The organism is Halopelagius fulvigenes (assembly GCF_042662625.1).
Lineage (GTDB): Archaea > Halobacteriota > Halobacteria > Halobacteriales > Haloferacaceae > Halopelagius > Halopelagius fulvigenes.
In genome coordinates this window covers 941,327-956,034 of record NZ_JBHSXH010000009.1, presented here as the reverse complement: position 1 = coordinate 956,034, position 14,708 = coordinate 941,327, and the positions used below count along the sequence as shown (strand labels likewise).

General features: G+C 67.4%; 19 protein-coding genes and 1 tRNA gene. 9 read left to right on the top strand and 11 right to left on the bottom strand.

From position 1 onward, the window contains the following. Nucleotides 1-96 precede the first annotated feature (96 nt). Entirely contained in the window at nt 97-393 is a 297-nt protein-coding gene (locus ACFQEV_RS07505) for a PadR family transcriptional regulator (RefSeq protein ID WP_379694295.1), read from the bottom strand. Nucleotides 394-643: 250 nt separating this feature from the next. On the opposite strand from ACFQEV_RS07505, the gene ACFQEV_RS07500 reads away from it, so the two are divergent. Further along, complete coding sequence (locus ACFQEV_RS07500) at nt 644-934, top strand: amphi-Trp domain-containing protein (protein WP_379694293.1); 291 nt, start codon at nt 644-646, stop codon at nt 932-934. A 305-nt stretch (nt 935-1,239) separates the two neighbouring features. Here the strand turns inward: ACFQEV_RS07500 and ACFQEV_RS07495 are convergent, their stop codons facing one another. After that, nucleotides 1,240-1,386, bottom strand: coding sequence for a hypothetical protein (locus ACFQEV_RS07495; RefSeq protein WP_379694291.1), 147 nt, complete (start codon nt 1,384-1,386; stop codon nt 1,240-1,242). A 92-nt stretch (nt 1,387-1,478) separates the two neighbouring features. On the opposite strand from ACFQEV_RS07495, the gene ACFQEV_RS07490 reads away from it, so the two are divergent. Both ACFQEV_RS07490 and ACFQEV_RS07485 read left to right on the top strand, forming a co-directional pair. Next, a complete protein-coding gene (locus ACFQEV_RS07490) occupies nt 1,479-2,219 on the top strand; it encodes a DUF7117 family protein (protein WP_379694289.1) in 741 nt (246 codons plus the stop codon). A 32-nt stretch (nt 2,220-2,251) separates the two neighbouring features. Continuing rightward, nucleotides 2,252-2,482, top strand: a complete 231-nt coding sequence (locus ACFQEV_RS07485) for a DUF7385 family protein (RefSeq protein ID WP_379694286.1) — start codon at nt 2,252-2,254, stop codon at nt 2,480-2,482. Between the two features lie 25 nt (nt 2,483-2,507). On the opposite strand, the gene folD is transcribed toward ACFQEV_RS07485, so the two are convergent. The 3 genes from folD to glyA all read right to left on the bottom strand — a co-directional run bounded on the left by folD (nt 2,508) and on the right by glyA (nt 5,564). Continuing rightward, nucleotides 2,508-3,401 carry a bifunctional methylenetetrahydrofolate dehydrogenase/methenyltetrahydrofolate cyclohydrolase FolD gene (gene folD, locus ACFQEV_RS07480; RefSeq protein ID WP_379694284.1) on the bottom strand — a complete coding sequence of 298 codons (894 nt, stop codon included), beginning with the start codon at nt 3,399-3,401 and terminating at the stop codon, nt 2,508-2,510. A gap of 96 nt (nt 3,402-3,497) precedes the next feature. Beyond that, nucleotides 3,498-4,166, bottom strand: coding sequence for a hypothetical protein (locus tag ACFQEV_RS07475; protein WP_379694281.1), 669 nt, complete (start codon nt 4,164-4,166; stop codon nt 3,498-3,500). 144 nt (nt 4,167-4,310) lie between these two features. Further along, nucleotides 4,311-5,564 carry a serine hydroxymethyltransferase gene (gene glyA, locus ACFQEV_RS07470; RefSeq protein WP_379694278.1) on the bottom strand — a complete coding sequence of 418 codons (1,254 nt, stop codon included), beginning with the start codon at nt 5,562-5,564 and terminating at the stop codon, nt 4,311-4,313. Between the two features lie 319 nt (nt 5,565-5,883). Here glyA and tbsP point away from each other — a divergent pair, with 319 nt between their 5' ends. Both tbsP and ACFQEV_RS07460 read left to right on the top strand, forming a co-directional pair. Continuing rightward, on the top strand, nt 5,884-6,708 hold the full coding sequence (tbsP, locus tag ACFQEV_RS07465) for a transcriptional regulator TbsP (protein WP_379694275.1): 825 nt from the start codon (nt 5,884-5,886) through the stop codon (nt 6,706-6,708). A gap of 136 nt (nt 6,709-6,844) precedes the next feature. Then, nucleotides 6,845-8,557 (top strand): YcaO-like family protein, encoded by a 1,713-nt coding sequence (locus ACFQEV_RS07460; RefSeq protein WP_379694273.1) that lies wholly within the window; start codon nt 6,845-6,847, stop codon nt 8,555-8,557. 123 nt (nt 8,558-8,680) lie between these two features. Here the strand turns inward: ACFQEV_RS07460 and ACFQEV_RS07455 are convergent, their stop codons facing one another. Next, nucleotides 8,681-9,820, bottom strand: coding sequence for a DUF63 family protein (locus ACFQEV_RS07455; protein ID WP_379694270.1), 1,140 nt, complete (start codon nt 9,818-9,820; stop codon nt 8,681-8,683). A gap of 90 nt (nt 9,821-9,910) precedes the next feature. Further along, nucleotides 9,911-10,360 (bottom strand): Lrp/AsnC family transcriptional regulator, encoded by a 450-nt coding sequence (locus ACFQEV_RS07450; RefSeq protein WP_379694268.1) that lies wholly within the window; start codon nt 10,358-10,360, stop codon nt 9,911-9,913. A gap of 103 nt (nt 10,361-10,463) precedes the next feature. Here ACFQEV_RS07450 and ACFQEV_RS07445 point away from each other — a divergent pair, with 103 nt between their 5' ends. Together ACFQEV_RS07445 and ACFQEV_RS07440 are read left to right on the top strand one after the other, a co-directional pair. After that, nucleotides 10,464-10,907: a DUF8101 family protein gene (locus tag ACFQEV_RS07445; protein WP_379694265.1), complete on the top strand. Its 444-nt coding sequence runs from the start codon at nt 10,464-10,466 to the stop codon at nt 10,905-10,907. 158 nt (nt 10,908-11,065) lie between these two features. Then, nucleotides 11,066-11,359, top strand: a complete 294-nt coding sequence (locus ACFQEV_RS07440) for a hypothetical protein (protein ID WP_379694263.1) — start codon at nt 11,066-11,068, stop codon at nt 11,357-11,359. 380 nt (nt 11,360-11,739) lie between these two features. Here the strand turns inward: ACFQEV_RS07440 and ACFQEV_RS07435 are convergent. Both ACFQEV_RS07435 and ACFQEV_RS07430 read right to left on the bottom strand, forming a co-directional pair. Beyond that, nucleotides 11,740-11,823: transfer RNA gene (locus ACFQEV_RS07435), tRNA-Leu, on the bottom strand. A 96-nt stretch (nt 11,824-11,919) separates the two neighbouring features. Then, on the bottom strand, nt 11,920-12,246 hold the full coding sequence (locus tag ACFQEV_RS07430) for a hypothetical protein (RefSeq protein WP_379694261.1): 327 nt from the start codon (nt 12,244-12,246) through the stop codon (nt 11,920-11,922). Nucleotides 12,247-12,370: 124 nt separating this feature from the next. Between ACFQEV_RS07430 and ACFQEV_RS07425 the strand changes: the two genes are divergently transcribed. Both ACFQEV_RS07425 and ACFQEV_RS07420 read left to right on the top strand, forming a co-directional pair. Next, nucleotides 12,371-12,853, top strand: coding sequence for a DUF309 domain-containing protein (locus tag ACFQEV_RS07425; protein ID WP_379694259.1), 483 nt, complete (start codon nt 12,371-12,373; stop codon nt 12,851-12,853). Between the two features lie 62 nt (nt 12,854-12,915). Beyond that, nucleotides 12,916-13,734 carry a M14 family metallopeptidase gene (locus ACFQEV_RS07420; RefSeq protein ID WP_379694257.1) on the top strand — a complete coding sequence of 273 codons (819 nt, stop codon included), beginning with the start codon at nt 12,916-12,918 and terminating at the stop codon, nt 13,732-13,734. Between the two features lie 63 nt (nt 13,735-13,797). Here the strand turns inward: ACFQEV_RS07420 and ACFQEV_RS07415 are convergent, their stop codons facing one another. After that, the gene (locus ACFQEV_RS07415; RefSeq protein ID WP_379694255.1) at nt 13,798-14,247 is read right to left on the bottom strand and encodes a UPF0179 family protein; all 450 of its coding nucleotides are present in this window, start codon (nt 14,245-14,247) and stop codon (nt 13,798-13,800) included. Further along, nucleotides 14,244-14,693: a DUF5820 family protein gene (locus ACFQEV_RS07410; RefSeq protein ID WP_379694253.1), complete on the bottom strand. Its 450-nt coding sequence runs from the start codon at nt 14,691-14,693 to the stop codon at nt 14,244-14,246. Before ACFQEV_RS07410 ends, ACFQEV_RS07415 begins: the two co-directional genes overlap by 4 nt. Nucleotides 14,694-14,708 lie beyond the last annotated feature (15 nt).

Below are 14,708 nucleotides of genomic sequence, written 5' to 3'. Positions count from 1 at the left end.
CGGACGCCGTCTCAGCGTAGACGTCGCTCAGAGGGCGCTATCGTTCGGACGAACCGTTCGAACGGGGGCGGGGCGGTCTCACCGCGAACCGGCCGCTCAGGCGCTGATTCCGTCGTACTTGATGTCGATGTAGTCCGCTTCCCAGTCCTTCCGGGCCTTTATCTCGCGGCGGCCGCGGCGGGTGAGCGTGTAGTAGTTGGTCCGGCGGTCACGCTGACCCTTGTCGACGAGTCCCTTCTCGACGAGGGTATCGAGGTTGGGGTAGAGACGCCCGTGGTGGATCTCCTTCTCGTAGTACTCCTCTAGCTCTTCCTTGATGGCGAGGCCGTGTGGTTCGTCCAGTCCCGCAATCACGTACAGCAGGTCACGCTGAAACCCTGTCAGGTCGTACATCGGTAAATTCAGATGATGTGTTACTGTGTGGTTGAAATAAACATATCGAACTAGACGTCCCCAATCCGACGAGGTACCGCCGCATCGTTCGAGATAGATGTCGTCATCGGCGTGACAACTGCTGTCTGTGGCCCGCGCGAACGAGCCACGCGCGCGAGGAAATGTCGTCTCACTAACCACACTCGCCGAACCGCGCTCGCGGCCGGCGGTCGGTGTACGACTTATGCCCTTCCGGTACGTCTGTGTCGGTATGCCGGAAGAAGTACTCTTCGAGACGGAATCGTCGCACAGTCGCGCCGAAATCGCCGCCTACCTGCGGTCGGTGGCCGACCGCCTCGACGACGACGGGAGCGTCTCGTTGCGCGCGGGCGAGGAATCGCTGGACGTGCAGGTCCCCGGAAACCTGACGTTCGAGGTGAAAGCGGAACGCGAGACGTCGAGCGGAGCGTCCACCGGCGAACTCAGCATCGAGTTCGAACTGGAGTGGGACGAGGACGCCGACGCAAGCAGCGCGGGACGCGGCGAACTCAGCATCGAGTAACGCCGTCGCTACGATTCACGCCGCCGCCGCGATTCGCGTCGCCGCTACGGCGCTTTTCGGGTCACGTTGGTACAGAACAGAGCGAACGCTCGCAGGTTCGTATCGTCGAAAAGGAAGCAAGACACGCGGAAAATCCGCGTGTTGCTTGCCGCCCTGAATTGGTCCCCGCTGACGCTTCGGCCCTCCAAAGCGAAGCGTCGATATCAACTATCGGCCGGTCGGGCTTAAAGATACCGACCGATGTCAATGTTTGTCACAGAATCACAGTCTCAGCGGGGCCGAACTGTTGGTCCGTCGGGTTCGACTCACATGTGCTCTTCTTCCAACACCCACCCGAGGGCGCGCTTGTAGTGGGTGAAGAGCTCCCGAACGCCTTGGTGGCGCATCTCCTCGGACTCCAACTGTTCTGCCAGAAACTCGTACTGGTCGCGGATGTCCTCCTCGGAGCGCATACCCGTTCGTAGGCGTCTCCGAGCCAAGAAGGTGGCGCGCGTCGGCGGGCCGTGGCGTCGGGCTTTTCATCCGGGGAGCCCCACCGATACGTATGCGCATCCGGGGCCGCAGACGTTGTAAGGACTGCGAACGGGAGTGGTCGTACTACGACACGGGGAGCATCACGTGTCCGAACTGCGGAAGCCTCCGGAGCGTCGGCGTCGGCGACCGGGAGCGCCACACGGACGCCGCGGCGGAACTCGACCTCTCGCCGCACAGGAACGCCGTCGGGGAGTTCGACGAGGACGCTTCGACGGGCCGCCACGCGCTTCCCGAAGACGTACTCGACGACCTGAAGTCCGACCTCCGCGCGTACGTTCGCGAACGGGGGTTCATCAACGGCGGCGAGCTCCGCGACGTAGACGACGCCCACCTCGCGGCGAACGAACTCCTCCACGCCGGCGACGCGTACGCCCGACTGCGCGACGTGAGCGAGGACGAACACCTGTACGTCATCTCGCTCCTGCGGGGCGCAGACCGCGGCGAACGCCCGTCTCCCGAGGAGGTACCGCCCTCGATGACCGCCGCGCGCGGACTGGCCTACGCGCAGGCCGTCTCCGCGTTCCGCCGCGACTTCTCCCTTTGGCTCGACGACAACCCGGACTCCGACGCGCGGCGGACGCTCGAAACGCTCGGCGACCACGTGACGCGGGTCGAAGCCCTCGAAGGCGACGTGTCGCTCCGAGAGTCCGAGACGCTCGTCCGCGTCGCGCGGGAGCTCGCCGCGTACGCCCGAGACGGAGACGAAACGGCGCTGGCCACCGCCCGCGACAGACTCGCTCGGCTTTCCTAACCTCTTTGCCCCGTCGGGACGCGTCTGGACCGATGGCCGACCGATTCGACCAGCACGCGGTTCGTCACCGGATGAAACTGCTCCGAGACACCGGCGAGACGACGCTGTACGAGAACAGAGACGGCGTCGCCTGTCCGGCCTGCGGCGACCCGTTCGACCGCCTCCTGCTTTCGGAACGCGACGCGCACAGCTTCGATATCGACGGCGGGACGCTCTGCGTCCGGCGCGAAGAAGGGCGGTTGGTCGTCTCGATGCACCGGTAGTCCGGCGAACTCGTCCGTCCGCCGGTCAGGGGAGGTTCACGTCGACGTCCGCGGCGTCGCCGGCGGACTTGACCGTGTTCCAAAGCAGCATCGCGCGCGTCATCGGGCCGACGCCGCCGGGGACGGGAGTGATGGCGCTCGCTTTCTCCTCGGCGGAGTCGTACTCCACGTCGCCGACGAGTTCGTACCCCTTCTCGTTGTCCGCGTCGACGCGGTTGATGCCCACGTCGACGACGACGACGCCCTCAGAGAGCATCTCGCCGGTGACGAGTTCGGGGACGCCGCAGGCCGCGATGACCACGTCCGCCTGCTTCGTCTTCGCCGCCACGTCGTCGGTCCGGGAGTGACAGACCGTCACCGTGGCGTTGCCGCCCTCGGCCTTCTGTATCAGGAGGTTCGCCATCGGCTTGCCGACGATGTTCGACCGGCCGACGACGACCACGTCCTTGCCCTCGGTGTCCACCTCGGTGGCGTCGAGGAGTTTCTGGACGCCGTGGGGCGTGCAGGGCTTGAATCGGGGGTTGCCGGCGACGAGGCGGCCCACGTTCTCGGGGTGGAAGCCGTCGACGTCCTTCGCGGGGTCGATGCGGCGGAGCACCTCGCGTTCGTCCACGTGGTCGGGGAGGGGCATCTGGACGAGGACGCCGTGGACCGAGTCGTCCTCGTTCAGGTCGTCGATGAGTTCGTACAGTTCCTCGGCGGGGGCGTCTGGGTCGAGTTCGTAGTCGAAGGCGTCGATGCCCACCTCCTCGCAGTCTCGCTGTTTCATCGAGACGTACGTCTGACTCGCCGGGTCCTCGCTCATCAGCACCGTCGCCAGACCGGGCGTCACGCCCGCCTCGTCGAGGGCGTCGATGGCGTCGGTCAGGCCCGCGCGCACGTCCTCGGCCACCGCGTTGCCGTCGATGATGTCGGTCATACCTACACCGGCGTCCCCCTCGCACTTCAAACTCGCGGATTCGTGCATATCTGCAGGTCGGAATCGGAGAAGATAGACACGTTCGTGGATAGTCGCTCAGCAGATGCCGTCGGCGACGCCGGGGTTCAGGTTGGGCCCCTGCCGGACGGGCGTCGTCTCCCCCGTCTCCAGATTCACGACCATCGCCTGCCCGCCGAACCCGTGCGTCTGGTCGTGACCCCGGACGACGACGCACGTCACGCCGTCCGGCAACCTGACGCTCTCCGACCGCGTGAACTCGCGCGTCCCGTGGGAGTGCAGTAGGTCGCGTCTGGCGAGGACCGTCCCGTCTGTCGTCTCTACCTGCCACCAGTCCGCGTACCCCTCCTCGCCGTCGTCGTCGTGGTAGAGCGTCACATCGAACCGGTGGACGCCGTTCATCACCCGCCAGTCGACGGCAACGACGTTCGCCTCCCGGAGGTCCAACCCCTCCGGCGTCGCAGTCGCGGTGGTCGTCCCGTCCGTCTCGTTCGTCGCCGTCTCGTTCGTCGCCGTCTCGTTCGTCGCCGTCCCGTTCGTCGCCGTCTCGGCGGGCGTCTCCGTCTCCGTCGGCGTCTCCGTCTCGGTCTCGGAGACGCTCACCCCGGTGGCGGTGTCGCCGCGGGGCGTGCCGAACCCGCCCGGCGGGTTCTCGGTTCCCGGCGTTCGACGTTCGCGGTCGGAACACCCGGCGAACGGAACGCTCGCCGCGCCGAGCAGAGCGAGGAGGCGTCTCCGAGTCACCATGCGTCCGCTTGGCGCCGGCGAAGCAAAAAGCAGGGGCGACACGTCAGCGCCTGCGAACGAGAGAGAACGCGCGAGAGCGACGGCGGAGACGAGAGCAGAGGCGGCGCGGAGTCGCGTCCGGCGCGCCGGGCGCGGACGACCCGGTTACTCCTCTTCGTACAGGGGGAACTCGTCGCAGAGTTCCTGCACCTGGTCGGACACCTCGGCGACGACGGCCTCGTCGTCGTAGTTGTCCACGACGCGGGCGATGAGTTCACCCACCTCGCGGGTGGCCTCCTCGTCGAACCCGCGGGTCGTAAGCGCCGCCGTGCCGGCGCGGATACCGCTGGGGTTGAACGCCGAACGCGTCTCGCCGGGGACGGTGTTGGCGTTGAGGACGATGCCGGCGTCCTCCAACGCCGCCTCGACGTCCTTGCCGGTAGTGTCGGGGTTCGAGGGGCGCAGGTCCACGAGGACGAGGTGGTTGTCGGTGCCGCCGGAGACGGCTTCGAGGCCCTCCTCTTTGAACGTCTCCGCGAGGGCCCTCGCGTTGGCGACGGTCTGCTCGGCGTACTCGTCGAACTCCGGTTGCAGGGCCTCCTGGAAGCCGACGGCCTTGCCCGCGATGTTGTGCATGAGGGGGCCGCCCTGCCCGCCGGGGAAGACGGCCTTGTCGATGTCGTCGGCGTACTCCTCGGAGGACATGATGATGCCGCCGCGGCCCGCGCGGATGGTCTTGTGCGTCGAACCGGTCACGAAGTCGGCGACGCCGACGGGCGAGGGGTGGACGCCCGCGGCGACCAAACCCGTGATGTGAGCGATGTCCGCGAGGTGGTAGGCGTCGGCGTCGTCGGCCACCTCCTGAATGCGCTCCCACTCCACCGTGCGCGGGTACGCGGAGTACCCGGAGACGATGATGTCGGGGTCGAACTCCTCGGCTTTCGCCTCCAAGTCGTCGTAGTCGATGTACCCCGTCTCGGGGTCCACCTGATACTGCTCTACCTCGTATAGTTGGCCCGTGAAGTTCGCGGGGTGGCCGTGGCTGAGGTGGCCGCCGTGGCTCAGTTCCAAGGAGAGAATCTTGTCGCCGGCGTCGAGCATGGCGAGGTAGACGCCCATGTTCGCCTGCGTCCCCGAGTGCGGTTGGACGTTGACGTACTCCGCGCCCCACAGTTCCTTCGCGCGTTCGACGGCGAGTTCCTCCACCTCGTCGGCGTACTCGCAACCCGCGTAGTACCGAGAGCCGGGGTACCCCTCGGCGTACTTGTTCGTGAGGGTGCTCCCTTGGGCTTCGAGGACCGCGCGACTGACGTGGTTCTCGCTCGCTATCATCGCCAGCGTGTTCCGTTGCCGTTCATCTTCGCCCGACAGCGCATCTGCGACGGCGGGGTCGGCGTCGCGGACGTGACTGTAATCCATGTATGAGACGGGACGCGTTCGGCCAATAAGTGTGTTCACTTTGGCGACGACTGCCCCTTCTTCTGTACACGTCGGTGCAACGGACGCCCGGGAGGAGGGTCGCAGGACACCATCCCGGCAGACGACAGATTCAAATTACGACGCGCCGAACAACTGAATACGTTCACACACCGAGTTTATTAATTGGGTATCCGAACAGTATACTTCCCGGATTGAAAACAGAATTTCCTCTTGTTGGGCTTGTTACAACACCGTAGGAAGGTGATTACGACCTCCTTTCTGCGTTAATATTAAATAATCTCGCGCTCATATTGTGGGTATGGCTATCCGTTCTAATATGCTCGCAGAGGGGGTCGAGGAGATTCTCCGCTCCGCCCTCTCGGCGGGCGGCGAGGAGGTTCTCGTCGTCGACCCGACGGCGGACGTGGTCGAGACTCTCGTCAACGTCGCGTCCGAACTCGGCGGAGACACTCCGACCGTCCGGATGGTGGCCGACGAATCGCTTCTGAAAGACGTGATGGACGACTTCATCGTCGCGAGCAACGCGGCCGACCTCGTCGAGTCGGAGACGCTGTCGATGCGGACGACGACCGAGGGGGCGGAGAACGCCCTCCTCGTGACCGGCGATTCGGTCGTCGCACTCGTCACCGCGGGCGACCGGGTTGCCGGACTCGTCACCGAAGACGAGGAGTTCGTCTCGCAGGCGCGCGAGACGTACCGCACTCAGTGGGAGGAGTCCCCGACGTTCAAACTCCGAACGCCGCCGATATCGAAGGTTCGCTCGACCCTGGAGGCCGACATCGGGCCGGAGGCGCGCGACGACTTCGACGCCGTCCTCTCGTCGCTTCGGACTGCCCGCGGCGACGGCGACGGACTCGACGAGGTGACCATCAGCCTCCTCGTCGCCGCGCGGAACGACGTCCTCCTCTACGACATCTCGAAGTGGGGCGAGGACGTCGGCATCGCCAGCAAGGCGACGTTCTCCCGGACGAAGACGAAACTCGAAGACACGGGCCTCATCGACACCGAGAAGGTACTCATCGACGTCGGCCGCCCCCGACTCCGCCTCAAACTCGGCGACGACCGACTGGTCGACGCCGACTCGACGCAACTCGCCGGCGTCGCCCAGGATCTCCTCTCGTAGGCGTCGCCGGGCGTCCAATCTCACTTCGCTCTCGGTTCCTGCGTTCTCCCCATTCCGGCGTCTCACTCCGCCTCCCACCACCGCGTCCCGCCGTACATCCCCGCGCTTTTTCCCCGATTCGTGCGTCTATCGGCCCGTGATATCCAACGACATCGCTCTCGTCGGGAGTGGCCCGGCCGCCGAGGCGGTTCGCGCGGCGTTCGAGGACGTGGACGCCGCCGTCGCCGACGTCTCGCCGGACGAGGCGGGAGACGCGAACCTGAGCGTCGTCGTCGCGCCCGCGGGGGCGAACGCCCCGCACGCGGTGGACGAACGCGGCGGCCGACTCGTGGTCGTCGAAATCGGCGGCGTCGGCGGCCGTCCCGTCGCCGCCGTGGACGCCACCGTCTCCGCGTTCGGAACCGACGGCGCGCGGTTCTCCGACCTCTGCGCCCGCGTCGCCGCGACGACGGACGACGAGGGGTCGCCGTCGGGGGACAGAAGCGCCGTCCGACTCGCGGGCGCACTCGCCGGTCGGCGGGCCGTCGCCCTCCTCGCGGGCGAGGGGGCGGTGGTCGGTACGGTCGCGGAAGTCGCCGGAACGGGCGTCGTCGCCGAGCGACCGATTCTGCCGGTGCCGGACCCCGCGACCCGCGACCGGCGGGTGCGACGGGAGTACCGCGAGGCGAGCGTGGACGACTCGCTGGCGCGGGCGGAACGCACACTCGACGACCGAACCGGCGTCGTCGCACAGGTGGGCGAACGCGAGTCGTTCCCGGTCCCCTACTACCTCGCGCAGACGACGGAGACGCGGGGGTTCAGCGACGCTCGCGCCGCCGAGTTCGCGGCGGGCGTGGACCCCGACTGGGACGCCGCGTTCATGAAAGCCCTCGGCGAGGGCCTCGAACGCTACTGCGCGGGCGTCTACCGGTCGTCGGAGTTCACCGTCGCGCCGGAGCGAACGCGCGCGAACCCCGTCTCCCCGTCGCGGTTCGTGCGTCCCGACTCGTACCGCGCGCCCGACCCCGAGGAGCCGATTCCGTGGGTCGCGGGCGAACGCCTCGACACGGGCGCGGAGGTGTCTCTCCCCGCCGAGTTCGTCCACTACCCGCCGCCGAACGAGCGACACAAACCCTCCATCACGACCGGGTTGGGCCTCGGGAACTCGGGCGCGGAGGCGCTTCTGTCGGGCTTCTACGAGGTGGTCGAACGCGACGCCGCGATGCTGTCGTGGTACTCGACGTTCGACCCCCTCGCCCTCGACGTGGACGACGAGGGCTACGCCGAACTGGAGAAGCGGGCGCGCGCGGAGGATCTGACCGCGACGCCGCTTTTGGTCACGCAGGACGTGGACGTTCCGGTCGTCGCCGCGGCGGTCCACCGCGACGGCGAGTGGCCGAACTTCGCCGTCGGGTCGGGCGCGTCGCTGGACCCCGCAGACGCCGCGCGGTCCGCACTCGCGGAGGCGTTGCAGAACTGGATGGAACTCCGTGCGTTGGGACCGGAGCAGGCGAGTTCGGAAGGCGGCGCTATCGGCGCGTACGCGGACTTCCCCGACGCCGCCCGCGAGTTCGTGGACGCCGGCCCGGCGGTTCCGGCGTCGAGCGTCGGCCCCGACGAGGTGCCGACTGGCGAGGCGGAACTCGACGCCGTGGTCGAACGCGTCGCCGACGCGGGGTTAGACGCCTACGCCGCGCGGACGACGACGGAGGACGTGGAGCGACTCGGGTTCGAGGCGGTCCGCGTCGCGGTTCCGGAGGCCCAACCGCTGTTTCAGGGCGACCCCTTCTTCGGCGACAGGGCGGCGTCGGTGCCCGAGGAGATGGGCTTCGAGTCCCGACTCGACGGCCCGTACCACCCGTATCCGTAGGCGAACAGCCGACACGATGCCCGCCCGCACGGCGGCGTGTCGGACGCTCGCGGGTCGCCGTGCGGTAATTCCGCGGCGGATGCGGCGAGTGGCCGCCCCTTCCGAGAAAAAGTCTCGCCCCTTTCAGACGCCGAACGTCGCGCGGAGCATGTCGCGCGTCCCCGGGCCGAGTCCGACGGCGAGGACGGCGACGAGGAGCAGCATCGAGTAGCGGGGGCTCTCCTCGAAGATGCCCTCCTCGAACACCCAGACGACGAACGTCGCCGCCGCGAGTTTGATGAGGAGGAACGGCCACGTGTCGCCCGTCACCGCGAGGACGCTCGCGGGCAGGACGCTCGACGTGAAGTCCACGACGAACTGGTTGACGGGGTGTTTCGGCACGAGGTTCCGCCCGGCGTTCAGCGCCGGCATCCAGTCGAGACCGATGACGTTGGCGACGCCGTCTACGGCGTGGCCCCAGATGATGACGAGGCCGATGAGGCCCGTTCCGGCGTTTATCTCCGGCGCGAAGCGTTCGATGAGCCACCACGTCGCGCCCGCCGAGAGCGTCGCCCCGACGAGCGTCGCGACCAGCACCTGCGGGTAGAACTCCACGCCCGGCGCGCCGGTGACGACCAGCGAGACGAGGTAGCCGAGCGTGAGTACGAGCGCGCCCGTTCCGAGGCCGAACAGCGGCTTCTCGTACCCGTCTACGAGTCCGGCCCTGTCCGCCGTGACGCTCGCGACGACGGCGGCGAGCGTGATGCCGAAGACGGTGAAGTAGATTATCGGGCTGATGACGAGCGTGTTCCACGGGTAACTGATGAGTGCGTCCGTCGCGCCGGGCGTGTCGTTGGCGTCCTCGACGACGCGCAGGGCGCCGCCGAAGAACATGAACGGCAGGAGAGCGTAGAAGAAGCGCCGCTCCGTCCCGATGTCGAGGCGGCGGAGGAGGAAGACGAGACCCGAGAGGGCGACCAGCAGGGTGACCATGTACCCGACTTCCGAGACGAGCGTGTAGCCGGGGTAGGCCACGGGTTCGGGCGCGGCGGCGCACGCCTGCGCGCTGTCGAGGTACTGCGTGACGCCGTTCGTCCGCACCGCACAGACCGCCGAGTTGGCGTCGGCCTGCACCGGTCCCCAGAAGTAGTGCCAGATGAAGCGGTCGTAGACGAGTTCGGGGAAGGCGAGCCATCCGCCGACGAGAACCGCGAGGATGACCGCCACCGAACCGCCCCACAGACGTTCGGGGTCGGCGCCGACCCGTTCTGCAACCGTTGCCATACCCCAATTCCCGGCGTCGGTGGTGTTGAGGATTCCGGTCTCTGACGCGTCGGCGGACCGGCCAGCGCTCGGATTCCGCGGGGACGCCCCTCAGATGGGGAGCGAGCGGTCCTCGAAGTCGGTTCCGAGGATAACCATCGTCTGCGAGCGCGAGAATCCATCCATCTCGGCGATTTCGTCGAACATGAGTTCCCGCAGGCCGTCGGTGTCCTCGGCGAACACGCGGAGCATCACGTCCCATTCGCCCGTCGTGAGGTGAACCTCTTGGACGCCCTTGATCTCGCGGAGGCGTTCGAGCGCGTCCTCCTCGCGGCCCTGTTGGACGCGGAGACCGACGAGCGCGGAGGTGCCGAAATCCACCTCTCGGGCGTTTACTTTCGCGTGGTACCCCTCGATGACGCCCGCTTCTTCCATCCGACCGACTCGGTCGTGGACGGTGGCGCTGGACATGTCGATTTGACGCGCGATTTCGCTGAACGGGGTTCGCGCGTCCGCCTGGAGGATGCGGAGGATCGCCCGATCCGTCTCGTCGAGTTCCATAGTAATGCGTGGAGGAGCCGCGACTTTTGGTTTGCGAATCGCACACTCGCTCCGCCGACCGAACCCAGCAGATTTTACCCTCGCTGTCGCGTCTCTCCCGGACGTGTCCGAGGAGTTGCCGCCAGACGTTCGCGCGACGCTCGCTCGACTGTTCGAGGAGGCCGCGGAGGACGCGCGCACCCGTGAGGGGGAGTCGGTTCGGACGCGCCTCGAAACCGTCGAGGCGGTCACGGACGAGGAAGTGCCGCCCGGCGCCGGGAAGGAGCGACTCCGGCACGGATGCGCGCAGGTCCGAAAGACCGTCGAGAACGAACCGCTGGTCGCCGCCGAGTACCTACAGGCGATGCGACGACTCGTCGACGAGGACGACGCCGGGCCGGGGGCCGACGGCGGAACCGAAGACGGCGGCGACGGCGGCGAAGGCGAAGACGGAAACGAGGCCGACGGGAGCGAACGCGACGCCGAAGGAGGAACCGACGAAGGCGAAGGAGAGAACGGCGACGAGAACGCCGGTCCCGACGGCGGGCGGGACACCGACCCAACCTGACCGACAACCGCGCTCGGAGACGCTCCGTCTCGCTTTCGAGCTCGCCGCTCCGGGGTCGTACCCGCCCGTCCCTGGTGGTCTCTCCCATACTCTGCCCGACAATTAACTCAATTACGAGTCCGAGTACCTTTTTGTGGTTCCCGACCTTGCATTTGGGTATGCGCCCCGCCGATGCAGTCCGACAACTCGAGTACGCGGTTGCACCGACCACCGGTACGTACGACTACGAACTCACTCACTGGGCGAGCGCGTACGAAGAGGCGTTCGCCGACGTGACGGAGCGCGGCGACCTCCACGACGTGATGAACGTCATCGAGCAGGTGTGCGAGGAGTGCTCCGAGGACTCCCGTCCGTCCCCGGAGCAGGTGGAGGTAGTGGCCGACTCCGTCCTCACGAGCGGCGGACGCCCCCTCACCGACGGCGGCGACGGTGCGGACGCATCGGATCGGTAACGACCTTTCTCTCTCCGACTCGCCGCAGTTTCGTCGCGCCCGGCGTACTTTCTTCGGCCGTAACGTGTATCACCGTCGGCCCTCGTTTACGTAGACGCTCCCGCGAATTGGCTCCGCCTCTCTCGCGGGAGTTGCGACGCTCGCCGCCGGATTCCCCGTCGTGCGGGCGTCTTCTGGTCCCCGTTTTCGAACTCGCTGAGCGACCGCTGTCTCCTTCGGTCGGGTGCGGAGAATCTCCGTCCGTAGTTTGCACTCCTCGTTTTACTCGTCGGCAAAAGTGCGAGGGGAGGGATTTGAACCACGGTCACTCACTTCGTTCGCTCCCTGATTCAAATCCTCCGTCAGATACACGCTCCTCGCTGTCGCTCGGAGACGTAGAATGCGAGGGGAGGGATTTGAACCCACGGACTCCTACGAGAGCGGATCTTGAGTCCGCCGCCTTTTCCAGACTCGGCCACCCTCGCGCGTGTACTCGTGGGGAACCGCGCCGCTAAAACGTTCCGAATCCCGCTCTCCGCGGGGACGGTTCGGCGGGACGAAGCGCCGCCCCGCGAGGCCCCTCACTCGCCCGCCGCGGGCCGTCGTTCGACGGCGGACGGGGGCGCTTCGTCGAACCGTCGCGGCTCCGTCGGCCCGAGTTTCTGACGGAGGAGACTCGGGACCTTCTCCTTCGCAAGGAGAAACCCGCCGACGCCGAGAGCGGGGAGGACGACGGCGAAGAGAACCGCGAGGAGTCCCGCGCCGAACGGGGCGAACCCGACGCCCAAGAACATGAACACGAACACGGCCGCGCGGGGGAGATTCTCCTCGACGACCCCCGCGATTCCCGCCGCCCAGTCCACCGCCGCAGTCGGAACCTCCGCCAGACGCTCGCCGGTCGTAGCCATACCGACACGATGAACGACGGGAACCATAGCCCTTGGCCCGGTGCGCCGCCTCGCCGCGCTTCGTCGCCGCTCGGCCGACCCGTTCGAGCGATGGGATTACGTCGCTCACGAACGGAAGGACGGTATGGACGAACACACCCGCGACCCGAGCGTCGCCCCGCCGCTCGGGAATCCGACGGGGTGGCGAACGGACGACCGCGTGTGGGAGCACGCGACGCTCCGCCGCGCGGTCGAACACGGTGTCCGCCTGTTCAACTCCGGCGACTACCACGAGAGCCACGACTGCTTCGAAGACGAGTGGTACAACTACGGATCCGGGAGCGCGGAATCGGCGTTCCTCCACGGGATGGTCCAGGTCGCCGCCGGCGCGTACAAGCACTTCGACTTCGAGAACGACGCGGGTATGCGGTCGCTCTTCACCACCGCGCTGCAGTACCTCCGGGGGATACCCGACGACTTCTACGGCGTGGACCTCGCGGACGTGCGCGGGACGCTCGAATCGGCGCTCGAAGACCCGACTGCGCTCCACGGCTGGCAGATCACGATAGACGACCAACGGCCGGAGGCGTACGACGTGGACTACGAGTACGTCGAGCGACTCCACTAGCGCGTCGGCGCGTATCGGCCCGAATCTTAACCCATTTCCCGCTCCGCCGTTTGAATGTCTCCATGCGAATTTACGAACTGGGAGAGGGAAAGCCGGAGGTGGCCGTCGTCGGAACTATCCACGGCGACGAACCCTGCGGCGTCCGGGCGATAGAGCGCTTCATCGAAACCGAACCCGACGTGGAGCGTCCGGTGAAGCTCATCGTCGCCAACGAGGAGGCCCTCGAAGCGAACGTCCGCTACCTCGAGGAGGACCTCAACCGCGTGTTCCCCGGCGACCCGAACGCCGACAGCCACGAACGCCGCCTCGCGCACGACGTGCTTCGGGAGGTCCGCGACTGCACGACGCTCTCGCTTCACTCCACGCAGTCGTACGGGAGACCGTTCGCGCTCGTGGACACCGTCGGGGCCGCCTCGCGCGCCATCTGCCCGCACCTCCCCATCGAGGAACTGGTCGAGACGGCCGAGTTCGTCGGCGGCCGCCTCATCGACCACACGCACAACATCGACGTCGAGTGCGGTCTGCAGGGTACCGAGGAGGCGGCCGAGAACGCCTACTGGCTCGTCCGGGCGTTCCTCGCCGCGACGGGCGTCCTCGCCGCGCCGTTGGAAGAAGGGGCCGAATCGCCCGTCTCCCTGGAACGGCGCAACGCCGACGAGGTGTCGGTGTACCGGATGCTCGAACGCATCCCCAAGGAACCCGCGAACAAGTACGAGGTGTTCGTGGACAACTTCGAACTCGTCGAGGCGGGCGACCGCTTCGCGGCGGCGGATGACCGGGAGTTCACCGCCGACCGCGACTTCTACCCGGTGTTGCTCTCGGCGTACGGCTACGAGGACGTGTTCGGCTACGCCGCGGACAAAGTCGGAACGCTCGCCTGAGTCGCCGCGGTTCGCTCCCCTTTCCTTCGCTCTCGCCCCGCGTTCCCTCCGGCGCGGACGGGGTTACTCCTCTTTCGGCGCGAACTCGACCATCGTCAGGTCCCTGTCGAGGTGACAGACCTCGTGCGGCGGGTCGCCGAGGACCTCGCTGATGCGGTACTCCTCGTCGAACGCCGCGCCGTCCGGAACGCAGTACTCGTGGCTCGGACACTGCGTGTGCGGACAGGGACCTTCGAGGCGCGCTTTGCTCCCCGCGTAGGACCCCTTGGTGGCGACGTTCGCCGTCACGGGGGCCGGTTCGACTTCGACCGCTCGGACGCCGCTGTCGTGGACGGCGCAGTCGAGCAGTTGGGCGTTCTCCCGGACGTCGGTCACCCGATAGCGGGTCCCCTCTGTGAGGTTCAGACACTGCTTGCGGTACGGGCACCCTTCGCACAGTTCGGACGGACCCTCGTAGACGAACTCGCGTCCGACGTCGGCGAGGCGGTCCCCGATGAGCGTGACCTTCGTCATTCGTCGTCACTAGTCGAGCCGTCCGCATAACGTTGTGCGTCCCGCCCGGTCAACTCGTCGAGTCTCTCGAAGTACTCCTCGCGCGGCACCTGATACAGCGACCGGTAGTCCACCTCGCCGGCGTCGAACCGCCGCGCGAGTTCCTCCGCGGCGGCCACCGCCTCGTCCCGGCTATCGTACGTCTCCGGGGCCGCCTCCACCTGCGGTTCGAGGTACAGCGTCACGTTCCACGTCGTCCCCGCCAGTTGGGCGGCCCCCGGACGCCTCGCGCGCGACCCGTTCGAGACGAAGATGGTCGGCAGGCACTCGGCGGGGAACTCCCCCTCCCTGAACACGTCGGGCCGGTAGACGAGAATTCGCCGCCCGCCCGGTTCGTCGTTCCACAGCGTCCACCCCGCGGGGGCGTCGCCCTCCGCGGCGGCGTCTGCGGTGTCGTCGGCGTTCATACGCGTCCGTTGGCG